At 64.4% G+C, this 23,330-nt stretch carries 13 protein-coding genes and 1 pseudogene; 7 read left to right on the forward strand and 7 right to left on the reverse strand.

All coding sequences use genetic code 11. The features are described 5' to 3' along the window. Window positions 1-30: 30 nt before the first annotated feature. Window positions 31-2,088 carry a M3 family metallopeptidase gene (locus DZG07_RS03945; protein ID WP_119814450.1) on the forward strand — a complete coding sequence of 686 codons (2,058 nt, stop codon included), beginning with the start codon at window positions 31-33 and terminating at the stop codon, window positions 2,086-2,088. A gap of 237 nt (window positions 2,089-2,325) precedes the next feature. Continuing rightward, window positions 2,326-3,909, forward strand: coding sequence for an alkaline phosphatase (locus tag DZG07_RS03950; RefSeq protein WP_119821381.1), 1,584 nt, complete (start codon window positions 2,326-2,328; stop codon window positions 3,907-3,909). Between the two features lie 53 nt (window positions 3,910-3,962). Here DZG07_RS03950 and DZG07_RS03955 read toward each other — a convergent pair whose 3' ends face one another. Beyond that, window positions 3,963-5,678: an adenylate/guanylate cyclase domain-containing protein gene (locus DZG07_RS03955; protein WP_119814453.1), complete on the reverse strand. Its 1,716-nt coding sequence runs from the start codon at window positions 5,676-5,678 to the stop codon at window positions 3,963-3,965. Window positions 5,679-5,926: 248 nt separating this feature from the next. Between DZG07_RS03955 and typA the strand changes: the two genes are divergently transcribed. After that, complete coding sequence (gene typA / locus DZG07_RS03960) at window positions 5,927-7,756, forward strand: translational GTPase TypA (protein ID WP_091908926.1); 1,830 nt, start codon at window positions 5,927-5,929, stop codon at window positions 7,754-7,756. A 211-nt stretch (window positions 7,757-7,967) separates the two neighbouring features. Further along, on the forward strand, window positions 7,968-8,579 hold the full coding sequence (locus DZG07_RS03965; protein WP_119814456.1) for a LysE family translocator: 612 nt from the start codon (window positions 7,968-7,970) through the stop codon (window positions 8,577-8,579). Window positions 8,580-8,588: 9 nt separating this feature from the next. On the opposite strand, the gene DZG07_RS03970 is transcribed toward DZG07_RS03965, so the two are convergent. Beyond that, complete coding sequence (locus DZG07_RS03970) at window positions 8,589-8,915, reverse strand: YciI family protein (RefSeq protein ID WP_091908933.1); 327 nt, start codon at window positions 8,913-8,915, stop codon at window positions 8,589-8,591. 273 nt (window positions 8,916-9,188) lie between these two features. Between DZG07_RS03970 and DZG07_RS03975 the strand changes: the two genes are divergently transcribed. Further along, entirely contained in the window at window positions 9,189-13,994 is a 4,806-nt protein-coding gene (locus tag DZG07_RS03975) for an NAD-glutamate dehydrogenase (protein ID WP_119814459.1), read from the forward strand. Window positions 13,995-14,040: 46 nt separating this feature from the next. On the opposite strand, the gene DZG07_RS03980 is transcribed toward DZG07_RS03975, so the two are convergent. Continuing rightward, on the reverse strand, window positions 14,041-14,475 hold the full coding sequence (locus DZG07_RS03980) for an SRPBCC domain-containing protein (RefSeq protein WP_119814462.1): 435 nt from the start codon (window positions 14,473-14,475) through the stop codon (window positions 14,041-14,043). 115 nt (window positions 14,476-14,590) lie between these two features. Here DZG07_RS03980 and DZG07_RS03985 point away from each other — a divergent pair, with 115 nt between their 5' ends. Together DZG07_RS03985 and DZG07_RS03990 are read left to right on the forward strand one after the other, a co-directional pair. After that, complete coding sequence (locus tag DZG07_RS03985; protein WP_119821383.1) at window positions 14,591-15,670, forward strand: adenylate/guanylate cyclase domain-containing protein; 1,080 nt, start codon at window positions 14,591-14,593, stop codon at window positions 15,668-15,670. A 131-nt stretch (window positions 15,671-15,801) separates the two neighbouring features. Beyond that, window positions 15,802-17,175 (forward strand): MFS transporter, encoded by a 1,374-nt coding sequence (locus DZG07_RS03990; protein ID WP_119814464.1) that lies wholly within the window; start codon window positions 15,802-15,804, stop codon window positions 17,173-17,175. Between the two features lie 173 nt (window positions 17,176-17,348). On the opposite strand, the gene purH is transcribed toward DZG07_RS03990, so the two are convergent. The 4 genes and pseudogenes from purH to htpX all read right to left on the reverse strand — a co-directional run bounded on the left by purH (window position 17,349) and on the right by htpX (window position 23,303). Beyond that, window positions 17,349-18,965, reverse strand: coding sequence for a bifunctional phosphoribosylaminoimidazolecarboxamide formyltransferase/IMP cyclohydrolase (purH, locus tag DZG07_RS03995; RefSeq protein WP_119814467.1), 1,617 nt, complete (start codon window positions 18,963-18,965; stop codon window positions 17,349-17,351). A gap of 103 nt (window positions 18,966-19,068) precedes the next feature. After that, entirely contained in the window at window positions 19,069-20,793 is a 1,725-nt protein-coding gene (locus DZG07_RS04000) for a heparinase II/III family protein (protein WP_091908952.1), read from the reverse strand. A 106-nt stretch (window positions 20,794-20,899) separates the two neighbouring features. Further along, window positions 20,900-22,300 (reverse strand): RsmB/NOP family class I SAM-dependent RNA methyltransferase, encoded by a 1,401-nt coding sequence (locus tag DZG07_RS04005; RefSeq protein WP_119821385.1) that lies wholly within the window; start codon window positions 22,298-22,300, stop codon window positions 20,900-20,902. Further along, a pseudogene (htpX, locus tag DZG07_RS04010) lies at window positions 22,291-23,303 on the reverse strand (zinc metalloprotease HtpX). The gene DZG07_RS04005 and the pseudogene htpX overlap by 10 nt, the downstream one beginning before the upstream one ends. Window positions 23,304-23,330: the final 27 nt, after the last annotated feature.

Raw genomic sequence — 23,330 nt, forward strand, 5'->3', positions numbered from 1 at the left:
CCATCTCTTTGAACTTATGAAAGGGCAGCCATGTCTTCCGAAGCCGCCGCCATCGATCTTGAGAACACTGCCCTCACGCTTTGGAACGGGCCGCTTGGCCTGCCGGACTTTTCGCGTATCGGCGATGGCGATTTCGGACCCGTTTTCGACGCCGCGCTGAAAGCGCATGCGGCAGAAATCGATGTGATCGCAAACAGCGAGGACCGGCCGACGGTCGACAACACGTTGAAGGCGCTGGAGCTTGCCGGCGATGCGCTCGACCGCGTCTCCTCGATTTTCTGGTGCCGGGCCGGCGCTCACACCAATGACGACATCCAGGCGCTGGAACGCGATATCTCGCCGAAGATGGCGCGGCATTTCTCGGCGATCTCGATGAACGAGAAGCTGTTTGCGCGCATCGACGATCTCTACGAGCGTCGGGCATCTCTCAACCTGGACCCCGAGACGCTGCGGGTGCTGGAGCGAAGCTGGAAAGGTTTTGTCCGCGCCGGCGCCAAGCTCTACGCCGATGGCAAGAAACGGCTTGCCACAATCAACGAGGAACTTGCCTCGCTGGGTGCGAAATTCGGCCAGAACGTGCTGGCCGACGAGCGCGACTGGGTGCTGTTCCTCGACGAGGGCGATCTCGCCGGCCTGCCCGAATTCGTGAAAAGCGCCATGGCGCAGGCGGCCGAATCGCGCGGCCAGAAGGGGCGCTATGCCGTTACTTTGTCGCGCTCGATCTACGAGCCCTTCACGACATTCTCGCAGCGCCGCGACCTGCGCGAAAAGGCGTTCCGTGCCTTCACCATGCGCGGCCAGAACGGCGGCGCGACCGACAATGGTGCGGTGGTGAAGAAAACGCTGGAGCTGCGTGCCGAAAAGGCGAAGCTCGTCGGCTATGAAAGCTTTGCGGCGCTGAAGCTCGACGACACGATGGCCAAGACGCCGGCAGCGGTCATGTCGCTGCTGGAGCCGGTGTGGGACAAGGCGCGCGAAAAGGCGGCCGCAGACGAGATCGATCTGCAGCGCCTCGCGGCGGCCGAAGGAAGCAACGAGAAGCTGGCAGCTTGGGATTGGCGCCACTATCAGGAAAAGCTGCGCGCCGAGAAATATGCCTTCGACGAGGCCGAACTGAAGCCATATCTGCAGCTTGAGCGCGTCATCGAGGCCTGTTTCGACGTGGCCACGCGCCTGTTCGGCGTCACTTTCGTTGAACGGCAGGGCATCCCGGCCTGGCATCCGGATGCGCGCGTTTTCGAAGTGCGCAACGCCAATGGCAGTTTCCGCGGCCTGTTCCTGGCCGATTATTTCGCACGGCCCTCCAAGCGCTCGGGCGCGTGGATGAGCGCGCTGCAATCGGGTTACAAGCTCGGCAATGGCTCGACCCCGATCATCTACAACATCATGAACTTCGCCAAGCCGGCGGAGGGCGAGCCAGCGCTTCTGTCGCTCGACGAGGCCAAGACGCTGTTCCACGAATTCGGCCACGCTTTGCACGGCATGTTGACCGACGTGACATGGCCCTCGGTGGCGGGAACGTCAGTGTCGCGCGATTTCGTCGAACTGCCGTCGCAGCTCTACGAGCACTGGCTGACCGTGCCGGAGGTTCTGGAAAAGCACGCGCTCCACTACAAGACCGGCAAGCCGATGCCGAAGGCGCTGCTCGACAAGATGCTGGCCGCGCGGACGTTTGGGGCCGGCTTCAACACGGTCGAGTTCACCTCCTCGGCGCTGGTCGACATGGCCTATCATGCGCGGGCGGACGCGCCTGAAAACCCGCTCGCCTTCGAGGCCGAGACACTGGAAAAGCTGCATATGCCGGACGCGATCGTCATGCGTCACCGCACCCCGCATTTCCAGCATGTGTTTTCCGGCGAAGGCTATTCGGCGGGCTATTACTCATACATGTGGTCGGAAGTGCTCGACGCGGACGCGTTCGCCGCATTCGAGGAAACCGGCAACGCCTTCGATCCGGCCATGGCCGAGCGGCTGCGCAAATACATCTATTCTGCTGGCGGTTCGGCAGATCCGGAAGAACTCTACACGGCCTTCCGCGGCAAGATGCCGACGCCCGATGCGATGATGGAGAAGCGCGGGCTGATCTGACCGGCACTTTCGACGGTGCACGACCGGTGCACCGTCATTGAAAATTCATCAAACCGCAATCGCCCTGCAACATGGCAGGGCGATGGCTGTCTCCCACATGTTCACGCCATCCAGGAGACAGCCATGAACAAATTCGCACGCCTTTCCCGCCGCGAAAATTCATCAAACCGCAATCGCCCTGCAACATGGCAGGGCGATGGCTGTCTCCCACATGTTCACGCCATCCAGGAGACAGCCATGAACAAATTCGCACGCCTTTCCCGCCGCGCTTTCGTCGCGTCGGCAGGTGCCGCCGGCATCGTCGGCGCCACGGGCCTCGCCATGCCCTTCTATTCCCGCGCCAATGCACGGCCGAGCTTCACCCATGGCGTCCAGTCGGGCGATGTCGATGCGACGTCCGGCATGGTGTGGACGCGCACCGACCGTCCGGCGCGCGTGATGTTCGAGGTATCCTCGACCGAGAATTTCGCCAATGCGACCAGGCTTGCGCCGCTCAACACCCTGCCGGACGGCGATCTGACGGTGAAGCGCCTGCTCACCGACCTCGCTTCCGATCAGGACATCTTCTATCGCATGACGGCGGCTGATCTTGCCGATATCAACACCGTGTCCGAGCCGATCGTCGGGCGCTTCCGCACCGCGCCTGCCTCCAAGCGCAATATCCGTTTTGCATGGTCGGGCGATACCGCCGGCCAGGGCTGGGGCATCGACGAGACCGGCATGAAGACCTACGCCACCATGGCCAAGCACACGCCGGACTTCTTCCTGCATTCCGGTGACACGATCTATGCCGATGGCGCGATGACCGACGAGGTCGATCTCAAGGACGGCACCAAGTGGAAGAACACGGTGCTGATCGACGAGAAGCGCAAGGTCGCCGAAACGCTGGACGAGTATCGCGGCCAGTGGAAATACAACCTGCTCGACAAGAACGTGCTGGCGCTGAACGCCATCTGCCCGACCTTCTTCCAGTGGGACGACCACGAGGTCACCAACAACTGGTCGAGCTCGAAGAACCTGATGGCGGACGAGCGCTACACGGAGAAGTCGATCGCGCTGCTTTCGGCCCGCGCCGGCCGCGCCTTCCACGAGATGACGCCTATCCGCTTCACGCCGGCCGAACCCGGCCGTGTCTATCGCAAGATCGCCTATGGCCCGCTGGTCGACGTGTTCTTCCTCGACATGCGCTCCTATCGCGGTCCGAACGGCGAGGCCGAGTCGATGCTCGACACGCTGACGCCGGACGCCCGCATCCTCGGCGAAGAGCAGATCCGCTGGCTGAAGCGCGAACTCGCCAACTCCAAGGCTACATGGAAGGTTATCGCCGCAGACATGCCGCTGGGCGTGGTCGTCTGGGACAATGGCAAGGACAAGAAGGGCGCCGAGGCCGTCGCCAATGGCAACAATGGGTCTGCCAAGGGGCGCGAACTGGAGATCGCCGATCTGCTGCGCTTCATCAAGAATGCCGGCATCGACAACACAGTGTGGCTGACGGCGGACGTGCACTATACGGCTGCCCACTACTACAATCCGGACAAGGCGCAGTTCCAGGACTTCAACCCGTTCTGGGAATTCGTTTCCGGCCCGCTCCACTCCGGCACTTTCGGACCGAATGATCTCGATATGACTTTTGGCCCCGAGCTGAAGTTCATCAAGGCGCCGAGCGCCGAGCAGGGCCAGAACCTGCCGCCATCGGCTGGTCTGCAGTTCTTCGGCCTTGTCGATATCGACGGCGCCAGCGAGCAGCTGACCGTGCGGCTGATGGATCGCGACGACAACGAACTCTACAAGGTGACGCTCGATCCGGTCCGCGCAGCCTGATTTCGCAAACGTCCTGATGGCTGGGTAATCCTTCCCGGCCATCGGGCCTGCGACTATGCTGCGTCGGCGGCAGGCTTCTGTGCAACGATCGGAAGCGTAGCGCCCCGAGGCACGACGCGCACCTTGAGCGGCAGTGCCCGTCCGCGAATGTCGATGTCGCGGATATCGAATGCGGACAGGTCGAGCCCGGACAGTTGAACGACCGTTTCGGAGACGACGACCGTGGCGTTGAACTCCTTGGCTGCCAGTTCCAGCCGGCTGGCGACATTGACGGTGTCGCCGACCGCCGTCACGCCCATGACATCGCGGTAGCCCATCGCGCCGACGATCGCCGGGCCGGCATGGATGCCGATCGCGACCCGAAGCGGTGAGCTTATCTCGCCGGCCAGATCGTCATTGAGCTGCTCGAGGTCCCGGATGATGGCGGCTGCGGCGGCAAGCGCCTGCCGGCACGCCTCGACATTGGTCGTGTCGACGCCGAACAGGGCCATGGCGCCATCGCCGATGAATTTGTCCATCCTGCCGCCGGCCTGCTCGACTGCCTTTCCGACCATAGCGAAATAGCGGTTGAGCAGAAAGACGATGTCGAAGGGCAGGCGATGGTCGGCAAGGCCGGTGAAATTGCGGATATCGCAGAAAAGCACCGCGACCTCCCTTTCGCGGCCCGGTATCACCGGCTGTCCGGGCAGGAGCAGGCGATTGCGATCGGGCACCAGCAGCGGCGTCACGCTGACATTGCCGGTGGGGCGCAGCTGGCAGGCCAGCCGCACGTCCGGATCGGCGCCGAGCCGCTTGAGCGTTGCCTGCTCGACCGAATTGGGCGGCGGCAGATTTTCCAACCCTTCGGAAACCTTGATCCGGCAGGTCGAGCACCGTCCCTTGCCGCCGCAGACGGCATAATGCGGAATGCCGCCGACGCGGCTTGCTTCCAGAACGCTGTAGCCCCTGGCGACGCGGACGACGTGGCCGTCGGAATAGCGAACCTCGATGAGATTGCGCCTTTCCCGATATGCCCGCAGCGCCCGCAGCGCAAACACGCCGGCCAGCAGGCCGCCGAAGCCGAGATAGACGCTTCGGATCAGCATCTCCTTGATCTGCCTGTCGTTGGCGATGACCGGCGCGTTGATCTGTGGCGGCGTTGCGCCGATCGAAGCGATGGTCCGGCCGCCCTCGACGAAGCCGAGCAGCGCCAGCACCGGAACGAGCACGGCGACAATCAGCAGCCAGGGCGCGACCCGCGGGTACCAATGGCGGTAACGCAACCAGAAATAGAGACCGAGGCAGCCATGCACCCATATGACGATCGTGGCGACGGACTGCCTTACCCCGCCCACGGGAGAAGCAACCCAGAGCGATCGCAGGACATAACGGTAACTGTCCTCGACGCCGGTCAGCGTGTGGAAAACCCGCGTGCCGATGACATGCTCAGCAATCATAAGGGGAATTGCGAAGCCGAGAACGATCTGGAATATCTCGCGCATCGGCATGATGAGCCCGCGCTTGCGGTAGAGCGAGAGCAGCGCCAGCGCGAAATGGACGGACACCGCGCCATAGAGGGCGACGGTGCCCAGCGGATTTCGCCAGATCATCAGGAACCACGGGCGCATAGCCTCTGCGGCCGGCAGCGAGATCAGCAGGAGTGCATGGTTGAGCAGGTGCATGGTGACGAATGTCATCAGCACCATGCCGGAGACGAGCCGCGTCGTCCGCAAATTCCTGTCGGAAAGTAGTCTTCTTGCCGGGGCCTGCGATAATTGCGGTGCGGCCATATGCTGTTGTTTCGCTCCTCGCCTGGAACACAGGGTTTAAGGCTGCGCGCTCTACAGTCAATAAGCGCCTGCCCTTACGGTCGGTCAATTCGCGGTTATCATTGGGCCGGAAAATGCCGCCAAACCGCGCTTTGCATGGCTGCCCTGCACCGTCCCCCTTTCGCAATTGCGAAAAACCATGTAAGAGCGCGCGCAAATGAAACGCGGCGCGTCGCCAGGCTGTGCCCGCAACCCTCCCGAGTGAAAACATGAAACTTCGCAACATCGCGATCATCGCGCACGTCGACCATGGGAAGACAACCCTTGTCGACCAGCTTCTCAAGCAGGCTGGCTCGTTCCGAGAAAACCAGCGCGTTGCCGAACGCGCGATGGATTCGAACGATCTCGAAAAGGAACGCGGCATCACCATCCTTGCCAAGGCCACCTCGGTCGACTGGAAGGACACGCGCGTCAACATCGTCGATACGCCCGGCCACGCCGATTTCGGCGGCGAAGTGGAACGCATCCTGTCGATGGTGGATTCGGCAATCGTTCTGGTCGACGCTGCCGAAGGCCCGATGCCGCAGACCAAATTCGTCGTCGGCAAGGCGCTGAAGGTCGGCCTGCGCCCGATCGTCGTCATCAACAAGATCGACCGCCCCGACGCGCGCCATGTCGAAGTCGTCAATGAGGTGTTCGATCTCTTCGCCGCACTCGACGCCAATGACGAGCAGCTCGACTTCCCGATTCTCTACGGTTCGGGCCGCGATGGCTGGGTCTCTGAAAATCCGGAAGGACCGAAAGACCAGGGCCTGGCGCCGCTGTTCGACCTGATCCTCAAGCATGTGCCCGCACCGACCGTCCACCCGGGCCCGTTCCGCATGATCGGCACGCTGCTCGAAGCCAATCCGTTCCTCGGCCGCATCATCACCGGCCGCATCGAGTCCGGTACATTGAAGTCGAACCAGCCGGTCAAGGTGCTGCACAATGACGGTTCGGTCGTAGAGACGGGACGCGTGTCGAAGATCCTCGCTTTTCGCGGGCTTGAGCGCCAGCCGATCGACGAGGCGCAGGCAGGGGACATCGTAGCCATCGCCGGTCTTTCCAAGGGCACCGTCGCCGACACCTTCTGCGATCCGGCCGTGACCGAGCCGCTGCATGCCCAGCCGATCGACCCGCCGACCGTCACCATGTCGTTCATCGTCAATGACAGCCCGCTTGCCGGCACCGAAGGCGACAAGGTGACCAGCCGCGTCATCCGCGACCGCCTCCTGCGCGAAGCGGAGGGCAATGTCGCGCTCAAGATCGAGGAATCGGCGGACAAGGATTCCTATTTCGTCTCCGGCCGCGGCGAGTTGCAGCTGGCCGTTCTGATCGAGACGATGCGCCGCGAAGGTTTTGAGCTTGCCGTATCGCGTCCGCGCGTCGTCATGCAGACGGGCGAAAACGGCGAATTGCTGGAGCCGGTCGAAGAAGTCGTCATCGACGTCGATGAAGAGCATGCCGGCGTCGTCGTGCAGAAGATGTCCGAGCGCAAGGCCGAGATGGTCGAACTGCGCCCCTCCGGCGGCAACCGCCAGCGCATCGTCTTCCACGCGCCGACGCGCGGCCTGATCGGCTACCAGTCGGAACTCTTGACTGACACGCGCGGCACGGCGGTTATGAACCGGCTGTTCCATGCCTACGAGCCCTACAAGGGCGAGCTGCCCGGCCGCACCAACGGCGTTCTGATCTCCAATGATCAGGGCGAGTCGGTGGCGTTTGCCATGTGGAACCTCGAGGATCGCGGCCCGATGGTCATCGAAGCCGGCGTCAAGGTCTATCAGGGCATGATCATCGGCATCCACTCGCGCGACAACGACCTTGAGGTCAACGTGCTGAAGGGCAAGAAGCTGACCAACATCCGCGCCGCCGGCAAGGACGAGGCGGTCAAGCTGACCCCGCCGATCCGCATGACGCTGGAGCGCGCACTGGCCTGGATCCAGGACGACGAGCTGGTCGAAGTGACGCCGAAGACCATCCGCCTGCGCAAGCTCTATCTCGACCCGAACGAGCGCAAGCGCTTCGAGAAGTCGTCGAAGACGGCAGGGGCTGCATAACGCCAGCTTTCCCTCCCCCTTGAGGGGAGGGTGGCCCGTAAGGGCCGGGTGGGGTCGCTGCGGCAGTGCTTGACGTTGCTTTGCGTCGAGCTCGGCATGAACCGACCCCCTCTGGCGCTTTGCGCCATCTCCCCCTCAAGGGGGGAGAAAACGCTGGTGCGCTTCATCCGCAATCGGCATATTCTCCGAGGCATTGCCCGGAGGATCACCCATGGAACCCACATCCCTTCTCATCTTCGCTGGCGCGCTGCTGGTCGCCGCCGGCTCGCCCGGCCCCAGCATTGCCGCGCTTGTCGCGCGGGTAATCTCGAAGGGTTTTCGCGATGTGCTGCCCTTCCTGGCGGCGATGTGGATCGGCGAGGCGATCTGGCTGTCGCTGGCGGTGTTCGGGCTTGCCGTCGTGGCGCAGAGTTTTCATCTCGCCTTCGTCATCGTGAAATGGGCGGGCGTGGCCTATCTCGCTTATCTCGCCTGGAAGATGTGGACGGCCCCTGTAGCGGTGCGCGACGGCGAGATGCCGCGCGAGGATTCGCCGGCAAAACTGTTCTTCGCCGGCATGGCGGTGACGCTGGGCAATCCCAAGATCATGATGTTCTATCTGGCGCTGCTGCCGACCATCATCGACCTTGCCTCGGTGAGTGTCGTCGGCTGGGTCGAACTCACGCTGACCATGGGAATCGTGCTGGTCGCCATCGACATCGCCTGGGTGATCGCGGCAGCGCAGGCGCGCCGGCTGCTGAAAAGCCAGCGCGCGATGAAGATCGCCAACCGCGTCAGCGCCACGACCATGGCGGGTGCTGCGGCGGCAATCGCGGCACGGTAACTGCCGCAGCTACATGCTCATCTCGATGATCGGCGCGATCTCGATGCTGCAGTTGGGCGCCGACAGGATCGGGCAGCCCTTGGCCTTGCTGGCGGCATCGTCGATGTCCTTCGCCTCGATGATCGAATAGCCGCCGGTCGGGTTCGAGCCGCCATTGTTCTCGACCTTGCCGCCGGGCAGCACGGTTTTCGACATGCCGACAGGATTGCCGCCGTCGACCACCGCTGCACCCAGGCTGCCGAACCAGCCGGTCCAGGCGTCCATCACTTCCTTCTTCTCGGCTTCGGTTTCCGGCATCTTGCCGGAGCCATGATAGACATAGAGAAATTTCGCCATGTTCTCCTCCCAGAGAAATCGGCGCAGCCGGCATGTGGCTACGCCACACGCAGATAATCTGCCTGAATCTTTGAGCCGGCAATCAACCGCAGATGGCACTCCCATCGTGCGTTGAAACAGCCGCGAAGAAATCAGTTTCGATGCCGTATTTCTGTCGCCGATGCCGCGTCATCTGCTCTTCATAAGAAGTTCGCATTTTGCATCGATGAGTGTCGCCAAACGCGCTCCATCTGCTACGATAGTCGCAAAAGCATATGACGGGGGAGATTTCCAATGGCATCCGGTCTCAAATCCAGAACCGCAGCGAAAAAAGCTCCGCCGGCCAGGAAAGCCCCTTCGACCAAGACTGCCGACAAATCCGTTCAACTGGCGGATTATCTTCTGGCCCGCGCGCCTGCCGAAGATGTCGCCGCTTATGAGGTGACGGCACTCGCGAAGGCTGCCGAACTGGCCGGCCGCGCGGTGGCAAAGCACAAGAAGGGCGAATGCGTCGTCGCCATTGACCGCGATGCCGGCGTGTCGGTTGGCGACAGGCCGCTGACCGTCGTTACTGTCGTCAACGACAACATGCCGTTCCTGTTCGACTCGGTATTGGGTGAAATCACCGACACCGCCGGCGAGCCGGCCTTCGTCACCCACCCGGTGATCGCCGTGAAGCATGGCAAGGGCGGCGTCGAGGCGATATTGGGCGAGGGCGGTGCAGGCAAGGGCGACCAGGGCGCCGACAGGCTGAGCGTCATCCATGTCCATATCCGCGCGCTCAGCGAGGATCAGGCCAAGGGGCTGGAAGAGCGGCTGAAGCGCGTGCTTTCGCAGGTGCGCGACGCCGTCGTCGACTGGAAGCCGATGCTGGCGCGGCTGGATCAGGCGATCTCCGAATTCCGCTATGCGCCGATCCCGCTCGACAAGGATGCGGTGACGGAAGCGATCGCCTTCCTCGAATGGCTGCGCGACGACAATTTTACTTTCCTCGGCATGCGCGAGTTCCGCTACACCGGCGGCGAAAAGAGCGGCACGCTCGATCGCGCCGGCAAGCCGGGGCTTGGCATATTGCGCGATCCCGACGTGATGGTGCTGCGCCGAGAGATCGATGGCGACAACACGACGACGCCGGAAATCCGCGCCTTCCTGCATGGGCCGGACCCACTGATCGTCACCAAGGCCAACGCCAAGTCGGTGGTGCACCGGCGCATTTATCTCGACTATGTCGGGGTGAAAACCTACGACGCCAAGGGCCGGCTTGCCGGCGAATTGCGCATGGTCGGCCTGTTCACGTCATCTGCCTATACGCGCTCGGTGATGAAGATCCCCTATCTGCGCTCCAAGGCGCAGACGGTCGTCACCAAATCCGGCTTCGACCCGGCCGATCATTCCGGCAAAGCGCTGATCAACGTGCTGGAGAGCTATCCGCGCGACGAACTGTTCCAGATCGCCGTGCCGACGCTGCGCAAGCATTCCGAGGCGATCCTCGGTCTGGTCGAGCGACCGCGCGTGCGGGCGCTGGTGCGCGTCGACCAGTTCGACCGCTTCGTGTCCGTGCTGGTCTTCGTGCCGCGCGACCGCTACGATTCGGTGGCACGCGAGAAGATTGGCAGCTATCTGAAGACCGTCTTCGACGGGCGGCTCTCGGCCTATTATCCGGCCTTCCCGGAAGGCGGGCTGGCGCGTGTCCACTTCATCATCGGCCGCTCCGGCGGCAAGACGCCGAAGGTCGAGCAGAAGACGATCGAAGCGGCGATCCGTGACATCGTGCGGACCTGGGAGGATGCGCTGGCGGAAGTCGCTGCGACTTCCGGCGCGGATTCCGGCCTGACGGCCATCGCCAACCGCTTCCCCGAGAGCTACCGCAACAGTTTCACCCCGGCCGAGGCCCTGGTCGATGCGCAGCAGATCGCGTCGCTCAGCGCTGAAAATCCGATCGCCATCGACTATTACCGCCACGCCGGCCAGAGCCCCGAGCAGGCGGCGCTGAAGATCTATCATTACGGCGCCCCGGTGGCGCTGTCGCGGCGCGTGCCGGTGCTGGAAAACACCGGCTTCCGGGTGATCAGCGAGCGCACCTTCGAGGTCGGCGACGAGACGACCGGCATGGTCTTCGTCCACGACATGGATCTGGAGAACGCTTTCGGCAAGCCGATCGACCTTTCCGACGGCGGCGCGCTGTTCGAGGAGGTGTTCCTGTCGGTGTGGCGCGGCGATGCCGATAATGACGGCTATAATGCGCTGGCCCAGACGGCCGCCCTGCCGTCGACTTCCATCGGCATATTGCGCGCCTATGGCCGCTATCTGCAGCAGGCCGGAATTCCGCAGAGCCAGGATTTCATTGCCGCAGCGCTCAACCGTTACCCGCAGATCGCGCGCGCTCTGTTCGATCTCTTCGTCGCCCGCTTCGACCCCAAGGCCAAGGACGGCGATGTCACCGCCAAGCACCTCAAGGCGGCGATCAAGGACGCGCTGGAGCAGGTGCCGAACATCGATGACGACACGATCATCAGGCGCTACGCCAACCTGATCGAAGCCTCGCTGCGCACCAATCATTTCGTTGCCGGCATCAAGGAAAAGGGCCAGTCGCTGGCGATCAAGCTCGATTCGCGCAATGTCGACGGCCTGCCGGAGCCGCGGCCATGGCGCGAAATCTTCGTCTATGGCCCGGAGGTCGAGGGCGTGCATCTGCGCTTCGGCCCGGTGGCGCGTGGCGGTCTGCGCTGGTCGGACCGGGCGCAGGACTACCGCACCGAAGTGCTGGGGCTGGTTAAGGCGCAGCAGGTGAAGAACGCCGTCATCGTGCCGGTCGGCGCCAAGGGCGGCTTTTTCCCAAAACGTTCTCCTGTCGGCGGCACGCGCGAAGCGGTCTTTGAGGCGGGCAAGAGCGCCTATATCAATTTCGTCTCCAGCCTGCTGTCGATCACCGACAATCTCGACGGAGACAAGGTGGTGCCGCCGGTGAGCATGATACGGCGCGACACCGACGATCCCTATTTCGTCGTCGCCGCCGACAAGGGCACGGCGACCTTCTCAGACACCGCGAATTCGATCAGCGAGGCGCACGGCTTCTGGCTCGACGATGCCTTCGCCTCCGGCGGCTCGGCCGGCTACGACCACAAGAAGATGGGCATCACCGCCAAGGGCGCGTGGGAAGCGGTGAAGCGGCATTTCCGCGAGATGAACCGCGATATCCAGACGACGCCGTTCAGCGTCGTCGGCGTCGGTGACATGTCGGGCGACGTGTTCGGCAACGGCATGCTGCTTTCCGAGCAGACGCGGCTGATCGCGGCCTTCGACCATCGCGACATCTTCATCGATCCCGATCCGGACATGGCCGCCTCCTTTGCCGAGCGCAAGCGCGTCTTCGACCTGCCGCGCTCGAGCTGGCAGGATTATGACAAGACCAAGCTGTCGCCGGGCGGCATCATCGTTTCGCGCGGCCAGAAATCGATTACGCTGCCGGCAGCGGCGGCCAAGGCGATCGGCCTCGACAAGACGACCGCCTCGCCCAACGAGATCATGAACGCCATCCTCAAGGCCGAGGCCGACCTGTTGTGGTTCGGCGGCATCGGCACCTATGTGAAGGCGGCGGGCGAGAGCAACCAGGAAGTCGGGGACCGCGCCAATGACGCGATCCGCGTGACCGCCGCGCAGTTGCGGGTGAAGGTTATCGGCGAGGGCGCCAATCTGGGTGCGACGCAGCGCGCGCGCATCGAGTTCGGCCTTCTAGGTGGTGCCTGCAATTCCGACGCGATCGACAATTCCGGCGGCGTCAATTCGTCGGACGTCGAGGTCAACATCAAGATCGCGCTGGCGTCCGCCATGCGCAAGGGCTCGCTGACACGGCCGGCGCGCAACAAGCTGCTCGCCGAGATGACCAGCGAGGTCAGCGCGCTGGTGCTCTCCAACAACTACCAGCAGACGCTGTCGCTTTCGCTGCAGCGAAAGCGCGGGCTGGCCGACATTGCCTATCAGGGCCGCTTCATGAGCGCGCTGGAAGCGCGCGGCCTGCTCGACCGCACCGTCGAGACGCTGCCTTCGCCGGCAGCCCTTGCGGAGCGCGAAAAGCGTGGCGAGCCGCTGACGCGGGCCGAGCTCGGCGTGCTGCTGGCCTATGCCAAGATCGTGCTGTTTTCCGATATCGTCTCCAGCGACCTGCTCGACGATCCGCATTTCGAGCGCGACCTGATGGGCTATTTCCCGGAAAAGATGGCGAAGAAATACGCCGCCGAGATCGGCACGCACAGGCTGCGGCGCGAGATCATCGCCCGCGTTCTGGCCAATGACCTGGTCAATCGCGGCGGACCGACCTTCGTCAACCGGCTGCAGGAAGCGACGGGAAGCACGGCTGCCGATGTTGTGCGGGCCTTCACGATCGTGCGGGCGGGCTTCGGCCTGCCGGCGCTTTATCGCGATATCGACGCGCTGGATAACCGGATCGACGGCCAGGTGCAGCTTGACCTCTATCAGGCCGTTGGCCGGCTTATCTTCGTGGCCTGCGGCTGGTACCTCAGGCATGGTGTGGGCGACGGTGCGGTGGACAAGCAGATCGCCGAGCTGACCGAGGCGCGCAAGGCGCTGGAGCCGAAACTCGCCTCGCTGCTGCCGGCCTTCAACAAGGCAAGGCTGGAAGAAAAACGCCTCGGCTTCATTGCTGCCGGCGCGCCGGAGGGGCTGGCCGAGCGGCTGGCGCAGACGGATGTCGCCGAACTCATTCCCGATATCGCGCTGGTTGCCCGCACGGCAAAGGCCGATATCGTGGCCGCCGCAAAAGCCTTCTTCGGCGTCAGCGACGCCTTCCGCATCGCCCGCATCGAGGACGCTGCGCGCGCGATCACGCCGTCCGACTATTATGACGGGCTGGCGCTGTCGCGGGCGACCGACACGATCGACACGGCCCGGCGCGGCATCGCGGTTGCAGCGCTCACCGGCTTCGGCAAAGCCGCCGATCCGGTCACCGCCTGGCTCGATGCCGGCGGCGCGCGCATCGCGATCATCCGCGAGCGCCTGCAAGGGCTGACGGAAGGCGGCGACATCACCGTGTCGCGGCTTTCGGTGGCGTCTGGGCTGATGAGCGACCTGACGGGGATGTGAGACGGGGGGAGGTGTAGTACATCTCCCACCTTCAATCCCTGCATCCTTATGCTTCGGGTGACGTGTCCGGTCCCGGGTCGCCGCCGGCCGCAGCTATCGAAAGCCTGCGCAGATAGTGGTTCCAGCCCTTCTCGTGGCTGTCGCGCTCGTTCTCGTTGGGCAACCCGCTATGGGTGAAGCGCACCAGTGTGCCGCCATCCTTCTCGACGAGATCGATCTCGACCAGGCTCGATCCCGGCGGCACCTCCTCACGCCCTTCCCAGCCGAAGCTGTAGGCGAGGCGGTGGATCGGGATCACCTCCGTGAACTGGCCGCGGGCGATGTGCTTGTCGCCGACGCTGACGAGATAGATGCCGCCGGGGCGGGCCTCAGTGGTCGCCGGGCCGATCCAGCGCGAAATCTTGTCGGGATCGGTGAGGAAGGCGAAGACCGTCGCCTGCGGGGCCGCGATCTGGATCTCGGTGCGAAGCGTTTCGGGCATCGGCGGACTCCTCCGGCTCGGGCCAGTGGCAACACTGTAGCCCAATCAGCATGCGGTGCAAGAAAGCGCCCACCGCCTCATGACATGCGCCTGACACCATTGCATGATGGCGGCCATGCAACTTCACGCTGCTCTGTCGTTCCTCGTCGATGAGGCGATCGACCTGCCCGGCGCCGACGCCTTCCTCGCGGCACTCGGCGCGAGGCTCGTCGCCGATGGCGTGCCGCTCGCCGGCGGTTCACTCACCCAGGCAGCGCCGCACCCGATCATCGCGCGGCGCACATGGTTGTGGCGCGCCGATACCGGAAGAGTGATCGAGGCGCTGGGCTTCGGTCTCACCGGACCCGCCGATCCCGCTCATGCCAATGTCAGACGCGATTGGCTGTTGCAACTCGGCACCGAAGCCGTGCAGGAGGATTTCGCCGGCTCTGCTCCCGACGGTGCCGTGCTTGGCTGGGCTGGAGCGCGTCCATTCAGCGAGCCTGACCTCGAACTGCTGCGCGAGGTGGCCCGCTTTGCCGCAGCGCCGCTTGCCGTGCTTGCTGCGCGCTCGACGCTTGCCGTGCTGCTCGAGACCTATCTCGGCCGGCGCAGTGCGGCGCAGGTGCTGGCCGGCAGGCTGCGGCGTGAGCCCGGCGAGACGATCCGCGCAGCACTGCTCTATGCCGACCTGCGCGGCTTCACCGAGTTGTCGGAAACGACCGCGCCGAGGGAGGTGATCGCAGCGCTCGACGCCTGGTTCGACCGCATCGCCGGCGCGGTCCACGCCTTCGGCGGTGAGGTGCTGAAGTTCATCGGCGACGGCGTGCTGGCGATTTTTCCGATCGGCGAGCGCGACGCTGCCGCTGCTTGCGACGCGGCGCTGCGCGCGGTGGCGGCCGCGCGCGCCGGCATGGATCACCTCGACCGCACACGGGTCGCGCAAGGCCTGGCGCCTCTGCCCTTCGGCACGGCGCTCCATATCGGCGAGATGCTGTGGGGCAATATCGGCACCGCCGACCGGCTGGATTTCACCGCTATCGGCTCTGCCGTGAACCTCGTCAGCCGGTTGGAGGGCCTGTGCCGGCCGCTCGGCCGCCCGGTGCTGCTTTCGGAGGCGTTTGCAGCGGAAACGCAGCGAGCCCTGATCCCGCTCGGCGAGCACAGGCTGCGTGGCATCGCTGAGCCCTGCGTGGTGTATGCGCCAGAGGCGTGAGGTAGGTCCTCGTGCACCGCGAAGTTGTCGGACAAGGAATTTCCGTCTCTGGCACTCTCCCTTTGCACGGCTCCCAAAAACATGCAGACATGGCGCCAGCCTAAAACGCGACGCAGGCGGGTGGAGGAAATATGGCCGACGTGACAGTTCAGCGCGCCTCCGGTCGCGGCATCTGGGGCTGGATGTTCTTCGACTGGGCGGCGCAACCGTTCTTCACGGTGGTCACCACCTTCATCTTCGGCCCCTATGTCGTCTCACGCATGGCCAGCGACCCGGCCATGGGGCAGGCGGCCTGGGGCTACGGCATCGCCGCTGCCGGCTTCGTCATCGCCATATTGTCGCCGGTGCTCGGCTCCATCGCCGACCAGACCGGCCCGCGCAAGCCGTGGATCGCCTTTTTCGCGGCGATCAAGATCGCGAGCCTGTGCGCGCTGTGGTTTGCCGCTCCCGGCTCGCCGCTGGTGCCGGTGATCCTGTTCTTCTCGCTGGCATCGGTCGCTGCCGAATTCTCCACCGTGTTCAACGATTCGATGATGCCGCGGCTGGTTTCCAAGGCCGAGATCGGCAAGATCTCCAACATTGCCTGGGGGCTCGGCTATCTCGGCGGCATGATCGCGCTGATCTTCGTGGTGACGATGCTTGCCGGTTCCCAGGAGACGGGCAAGACGATCATCGGCGTCGATCCGCTGTTCGGGCTCGATCCCAAGCTCGGCGAGGATGCGCGCGCGACCGGGCCGCTTTCGGCGCTGTGGTATTTCATCTTCATCCTGCCGATGTTCTTCTTCACGCCCGACGGCGCCAAGGGCAAGCCGATCGGTCCGGCCGTGCGCGAGGGCCTCGCCGAGTTGAAATCGACGCTGGGCGAGGTGCGCCAGCGCAGCGGCGTTTTGCGCTTTCTGGTGGCGCGGATGATCTATCAGGACGGCGTCAATGCCGTGCTTGGCCTGGGCGGCGTCTTCGCGGCGGCGATGTTCGGCTGGTCGATCACCGAGATCGGCGTTTTCGGCATCATCCTCAATGTCGTCGCGATCTTCGGCTGCTGGATCGCAGCGCGTCTAGATACGGCGTTCGGCTCCAAGACGGTTGTGATGATTTCGCTGGTGTTCCTGACCATCGCGACGGTGGGTATCGTCTCGACCGGTCCGGGCTTCACGCTGTTCGGCGCGCTGATGCTGCCGGGCGCCGATACGGGCGGCCTGTTCGGCACGCCGGCGGAAAAGGCCTACATTCTCTTCGGCCTGCTGATCGGGATCGCCTTCGGCCCGGTCCAGGCCTCGTCGCGCTCCTATCTGGCGCGCAGCGTCACCGCCGAAGAGGCCGGGCGCTATTTCGGCATCTACGCACTGGCCGGCCGCGCGACGAGTTTCGCCGCGCCGTTTCTGGTGGCAACGGTGACCGCACTCAGCGGCTCGCCGCGGCTGGGAATGGCGATGATCCTGCTGTTCCTGGTGGTCGGCATGGCTGTGCTGTGGCCGACGCCTTATCCGGCGGACAAGGTGGATTGAGCGCTTATCCCTCCCCCTTGAGGGGAGGGTGCCGAGCGAAGCGAGGTGGGAGGGGGCAAAGCGGCTGATCTTACCTGCTTCTGATATGCTTCAAGTGGCGCCTCGCGCTTCCGCGGCGACCCCACCCGACCGCTTCGCGGCCACCCTCCCCTCAAGGGGGAGGGCAACAGCGCTCAATGCCGGAAATGCCTCACACCCGTAAACACCATGGCGATGCCATGCTCGTCCGCCGCTGCAATCACATCATCGTCGCGCATCGAGCCGCCTGGCTGGATGACGGCGGTGGCGCCGGCTTCGATGGCTGAAAGCAGGCCATCGGCGAAGGGGAAGAAGGCATCGGAGGCAACGACCGAGCCTTTGGTCAGCGGCTCGGCAAGGCCTGCCGCCTCGGCTGCGTCCAGTGCCTTGCGGGCGGCGATGCGCGCGGAATCGACCCGGCTCATCTGGCCGGCACCGACGCCCACCGTCGCACCGTCCCTGACATAGACGATGGCGTTCGACTTGACGTGCTTGGCGACGCGGAAGGCGAATTTCAGGTCGGCCAGTTCCTGCGCGGTCGGCGCGCGCTTGGTCACGACCTTGAGCTCGAGCCCGTCGACCACGGCGTTGTCGCGTGACTGCACCAGAAGCCCACCGGCCACCGACTTGACCATGACACCGGCCGTGCGCGGATCGGGCAGGCCGCCGGTGACGAGAAGACGCAGGTTCTTCTTGGCGGCGATGATCGCCTGTGCTTCCTCGCTGGCACCGGGTGCGATGATGACCTCGGTGAAGGTCTTTACGATCTCTTCCGCCGCCTCTGCGTCGAGCAGGCGGTTGACGGCGACGATGCCGCCGAAGGCAGAGACGGGATCGCAGGCCAGTGCCTTGGCATAGGCTGCCTTCAGCGTTGCGCCTTCAGCGACGCCGCAAGGGTTGGCGTGCTTGATGATGGCCACCGCCGCCGAACCGGCTGGGTCGAACTCGCCGACCAGCTCGAAGGCCGCGTCGGTGTCGTTGATGTTGTTATAGGAGAGTTGCTTGCCTTGGAGCTGGCGCGCAGTGGCGACGCCCGGGCGCTTTTCGCCGGTGACGTAGAAGCCGGCCTGCTGGTGCGGGTTCTCGCCATAACGCATGACGTTTTCGAGCTTGCCGCCGAAGGCGCGCCAGGTCGGATGCTCGATGGCCAGTGCCTCGGCAAACCAGCCGGAGATGGCTGCATCGTAGGCTGCGGTGCGGGCAAAGGCCTTGGCGGCGAGCTTCTGTCGAAACTCGAAGGACAGGCTGCCGATGTTCATCTCCAGCGCATTGATCACCGGGGCGTAGTCTTCCGGGTCGGTGACGATGGCGACATAGGCGTGGTTCTTGGCGGATGCGCGCACCATGGCCGGACCGCCTATATCGACATTCTCGACGATCGAGGCATAGTCGGCACCGGATTGGCGGACTTCCTCAAACGGGTAGAGATTGACGACGACGAGGTCGATCGGCTCGATGCCGTGGACGTGCATGGCGTGGACATGCTCGGGGTCGTCGCGCACGCCGAGCAGCGCGCCATGGACCGAGGGGTGCAGTGTTTTCACGCGGCCGTCCATGATCTCGGGGAAGCCAGTGAGTTCCGAGACGTCGCGCACGGCGATGCCAGCCTCGGCGATCGTCTTGGCGGTACCGCCGGTCGAGACCAGTTCGACGCCGGCTTTTACCAGCGCGGCTGCGAAGTCGACCAGGCCGGTCTTGTCGGAGACGGAGAGAAGCGCGCGGCGGACGGGAACGAGATCGGGCGCAGGAATTTTCTTGGAGGCGACGGCCATGTCGGAGCGGGCCTTTCGAGCTTGGGAGGCGGATGCGCGCGGCCTAGCACAGACGCAAGGTAAATCAAGCTTTGCGGGGCAGAAAATCGGCCAAAAGGCCCGCTCAGTTGTTCTGCGGGTAACCGGCCGAGTGCGTGCGCGTGAACTGCCAGTGCATTTCGGGAAACTGCGACGCCTTGTAGGAGAGCACGATCTGGCGGCTGTGGCGCGGCCCGCCGAGGCCGGCGAAGAAAATCGATTCCTCGACCGTCGGCGTCATTTCGCCGGCGGTGAAAAGCCAGTTGTCGGCATGGGGTGCTGCCAGCACCAGCCGATCCTTGTCGTCGTGGAAAAGCTCGATATCCGGGTGGATGTGAAAGCGGATGGTGACGAGATCGCGGCCATTGTCGAGTGGCGGCGCGCCGCGTGAGCGCAGGAAACGGTCGATGCCGGTGAGGATATTGCCATCGGCAGCCAGCGCCATTTCGCGCTCGTGATAGAGGCCGAAGCGCGCGACATAGCCGTCATGGCTGGCAACGAAACCTTGCGTGCCCTTGCTGTCGGTGCGTTCCGAAGGCACATGGCGCGGCCCGCCGATCAGCGGCGAGCCGAGCAGGCCGTTGACGCGCGGCGAATGGCTGAAGCGCGCCGACGAGGTGTCGTTGAGCGATGCGGTGGAGTGGGCGGCGGTGGCGCGCGCCAGCGGGCGGAATTCCTCCGCTCCGTAGGCGTCGATGCCGGCATTGACGATGAAATGCTGGCGGCCGGAAGACATCTCGAAGGACAGGCAGCCGGCATGTGCCGCTTCCGAAACTTCGCTGGGCGGCGCAGTGCCTGTGTCGGCAATCACCGTGGTGCCGCCCATCGACAGGCGCTCATAGCCGGAATGCGGGGCGTGAAGCAGCGGCGCGCCGGCGGTGTCGTCGTGGCGCATGATGGCGGCGATGCGATCGGGAATGGTGACACCCATGCCGTTGAAGCGGGCGATGCTGCCGTCCTGATGGCGGAAGAAGCGCAGCGCCGGCAGCATGCGGTCGATTGCGCCGATCAGCGCTTCGGGCGGCGTCTCGGCCTGGTTGGCGTAGGTCTGGCGCAGCGGCAGCAGGTCTGCCAGCAGTTCCAGAACCGCCATCGGATTGCGCGAGATGTGGCCACCGTCGGCAAGGATCTGACGGTTCAGTTCGTCGGCGAGGTTGCGCGTGGCGCTGCGCAACGCGGTCTGCGGCGCGGGCAGCGACAACGCGGCGAAGGCAAGCGCGATGCGGGTGCGCAGGCGCTCCTCGCCGTCGGGCATTTCGCGGGCCATGGAGCGCAGATAGCGGATCTGCAGCGCCAGCGATTTCAGGAAGGCGCGGTAGAAGGGGAATTCGGCACCCTGCAGCACGACGGAAGAATGCTGCAGCCATGCGATGATGCGCTTGGCGCTGGTCGCCGGTTCCCAGGCGACGCCCGAGATGCGGCCGCCATGGGTGGCGATCCAGTCCGAAACCAGCGCGCGCGCATTGGCGGCGGCTAGTTCCGTGCCGGCGGCGCGCATATGGCGCAGCCAGCGGAAGCCGTGCAGCGATTTCTGCCAGCCGCGATTGGGCACCTCGATCTGGAACGGCGACTTGCCGCCGGTCTCGACGAGATGGCCTGAAAGCGGGTAGCGGCCATAATAGATTTCCAGCGCAACCTGCTGGTCGGCGAGCCTGAGATCGGGCGGCGCAATCAGCACGCGCTCTGGCGTACGACCGGTATAGCGCCAGCGGTAGACCGGACCGGCGCGCAAGCGACGGCGGGTCTTGCGCCAAAGCTCTTTGGCGACGAGCGCCCAAAGGCCTGTCGTGTTGCCTGCCGCAATCGACAAGAATTTCCTCCAAAAAAGACGTCCGCCCGGCGAGAACGTTATATGATTCAAGATTCTATGCGAAGTTGAATTTCGCTACCGGCGCGGCCTGGGGATAAGTTGTGACCTACCCAATTCGGGTAAGGCGCGCGGCAAAGAAGCCGTCGAGCCCGGAAATCTCCGGACGGCCCATATCCATGTCCGCCGGCGTCGTGCGCAAAGTGCCCTTCGGCGTCAGGAACGCGTCAGCGCCCGCAACCTCACCGAGTTGGATCGGATCATCGGCAACGCCGGGCGTGGCCGCAAGAAAGGCTTCGTAAAGCGCTTCGCCTTCGAGCGGGTCGAGCGAGCAGTTGGAGAAGACGATCCGTCCACCGGGCTTGACCAAAGTGATGGCGCGGGCAAGCAGGCGGTACTGCAGGTCGGCCAGTTTTTCGATATCAGCAGGCGATTTCGTCCATGGCACGTCCGGGTGGCGACGCACGGTGCCAGTCGACGAGCACGGTGCGTCGAGCAGCACTGCGTCGAAGAGTTCTTCCGGCTCATAGCGCAGGATGTCGGCCTGGGCGGCTGCGGCGGTCATGCCTAAGCGCTCAAGGTTCTTCTCCAGCCGGGCGAGCCGGTTCTTCGAGCTGTCGATCGCGGTAACGCGTGCGCCGGCCAGCGCCAGCTGTGCCGTCTTGCCGCCGGGTGCTGCGCAAAGGTCGGCGACGTGCAAGCCCGAGACATCGCCGAACAGGCGCGCGGGAAGTGCTGCGGCGGCGTCCTGCACCCACCATTCGCCCTCAGTGAAACCGGGCAGGTCCGGCACATTGGCGGCGAGCCGTTCGACGCGCACCGAGCCGGTGGGCAGCACGATGCCGCCAAGCTTTTCCGCCCAGGATTGAGGATCGGATTTCACGGTGAAATCGACAGGGGCTTCGAGGCGATGAGCGGTGAGGATTTTCTTTGCCGCATCTGCGCCATAGCCGGAAACGAGTCGGGCGCGGAACCATTCCGGCGCGTCGTCGGTCTCGGCCAGCATGGCCGGCAGTTCCTCGGCCTTGCCGCGCGCCAGCGAGCGCAGCACGCCGTTGACAAGGCCGGAAAAGCGGCCGGTGCGCGGATCGGACTTGGCGTGGGTGACGGCGATATCGACGGCGGCGCTGTCGGGAATGTCGAGGAACAGGATCTGCGCTGCCGCGACATGCAGGATGTGGGTGAGCGCTGTGGCGTTGGCAGGCAGCGCTTTTTCAAGCCGCGCCGAAATCAGGTTGTCGATGGTGCGGCGGTAGCGCAGCGCGGTCGCGAGGATCGCCCGCACCAGCGAGCGGTCGCGCATGTCGAGCGCCTTGAACTGCGGATGGCCATGGTCGTGGTCGGTCAGTCCGTCGAGCGAGGTCTTTGCGTCGATGACGGCTGCCAGCAGCTTTGCCGCCGCCTTGCGCGCGGCGAGGCCGGGCGCATTAGCATCCTCTTGTCTCTGGTATTCCGATTGCCTGAATGGTTTCGGTTTGGAGCGCTGACGGTCGTTCACGGTCACGACCATGGGCCTTTCGGCCCGGTCGGGTTGCGGCCCCATGGACCGGAATTCGGCTGCGTCGGCTTTTCCTCCACGGCGGGCTTTGCGGGAGCTTCCCACGGGCCGGCTTCGCGCGGCTCAGGATTGCGCGGCGCAGGAGCAGGGCGCGCGCCGCCGTTGCCGCCCATGCCCTGGCGTGCCATCTCCTCCAGCGCAGCGATGCGGTTCTCGGTGTTGGGGTGGGTCGAGAAAAGATTGTCCATGCGCTCGCCGGAAAGAGGATTGATGATGAAGAGCGGAGCCATTGCGGGATTGCGCTCTGCGTCGGGGTTGTGGATGCGTTCGACGTTGCGGGCGATCTTGTCAAGGGCTGATGCCAGCCAGAGCGGATTGCCGCAGATCTCGGCGCCACGCCGATCTGCGGAATATTCGCGCGTGCGGCTGATCGCCATCTGCACCATTCCGGCAGCGAGCGGGGCGACGATCATGGCCACCAGCACACCGACGAAGCCGAGCGGATTGTTGTTCTCGCGGTTCCCCCGAAGAAGAAGGCAAAGTTGCCGAGCATGGAAATCGCGCCGGCAAGGGTCGCGGTGATCGTCATGGTCAGCGTGTCGCGATACTGGACATGGGCAAGCTCATGCGCCATCACGCCGGCCACTTCCTCATGCGACAGCCGCTGCAGCAGGCCGGTGGAGGCGGCAACCGCCGCGTTCTGCGGGTTGCGCCCGGTGGCGAATGCGTTGGGCTGTGGGTTGTCGATGAGATAGACCTTCGGCATCGGCAGGCCGGCGCGTTCGGCCAGCGCACGCACGATACCGTAATATTCGGGCGCATTCTTCTCGTCGACCTCGACGGCATGGTTCATGCGCAGAACCATCTTGTCGGCGTTCCAGTAGCTGTAGAGGTTCATGGCGGCCGCCATCATGAAGGCGATCATCATGCCGCCCGAGCCGCCGATGGCGTAGCCGACGGCCATGAACAGCGCGGTCATGAAGGCCAGCAGCATTGCGGTTCGCATGATGTTCATTCTTCGGCTCCGTAAACGCGCGCAAGG

Origin of the sequence: Mesorhizobium sp. DCY119 (genome assembly GCF_003590645.1) — a bacterium.
In the GTDB taxonomy this organism is placed as follows: Bacteria; Pseudomonadota; Alphaproteobacteria; order Rhizobiales; family Rhizobiaceae; genus Mesorhizobium_M.

Coding starts and splice junctions, on each gene's coding strand:
- DZG07_RS03945 (WP_119814450.1), top strand. CDS start 31: ATGTCTTCCGAAGCCGCCGCCATCGATCTTGAGAACACTGCCCTCACG.
- DZG07_RS03950 (WP_119821381.1), top strand. CDS start 2,326: ATGAACAAATTCGCACGCCTTTCCCGCCGCGCTTTCGTCGCGTCGGCA.
- DZG07_RS03955 (WP_119814453.1), bottom strand. CDS start 5,678: ATGGCCGCACCGCAATTATCGCAGGCCCCGGCAAGAAGACTACTTTCC.
- typA (WP_091908926.1), top strand. CDS start 5,927: ATGAAACTTCGCAACATCGCGATCATCGCGCACGTCGACCATGGGAAG.
- DZG07_RS03965 (WP_119814456.1), top strand. CDS start 7,968: ATGGAACCCACATCCCTTCTCATCTTCGCTGGCGCGCTGCTGGTCGCC.
- DZG07_RS03970 (WP_091908933.1), bottom strand. CDS start 8,915: ATGGCGAAATTTCTCTATGTCTATCATGGCTCCGGCAAGATGCCGGAA.
- DZG07_RS03975 (WP_119814459.1), top strand. CDS start 9,189: ATGGCATCCGGTCTCAAATCCAGAACCGCAGCGAAAAAAGCTCCGCCG.
- DZG07_RS03980 (WP_119814462.1), bottom strand. CDS start 14,475: ATGCCCGAAACGCTTCGCACCGAGATCCAGATCGCGGCCCCGCAGGCG.
- DZG07_RS03985 (WP_119821383.1), top strand. CDS start 14,591: ATGCAACTTCACGCTGCTCTGTCGTTCCTCGTCGATGAGGCGATCGAC.
- DZG07_RS03990 (WP_119814464.1), top strand. CDS start 15,802: ATGGCCGACGTGACAGTTCAGCGCGCCTCCGGTCGCGGCATCTGGGGC.
- purH (WP_119814467.1), bottom strand. CDS start 18,965: ATGGCCGTCGCCTCCAAGAAAATTCCTGCGCCCGATCTCGTTCCCGTC.
- DZG07_RS04005 (WP_119821385.1), bottom strand. CDS start 22,300: ATGGTCGTGACCGTGAACGACCGTCAGCGCTCCAAACCGAAACCATTC.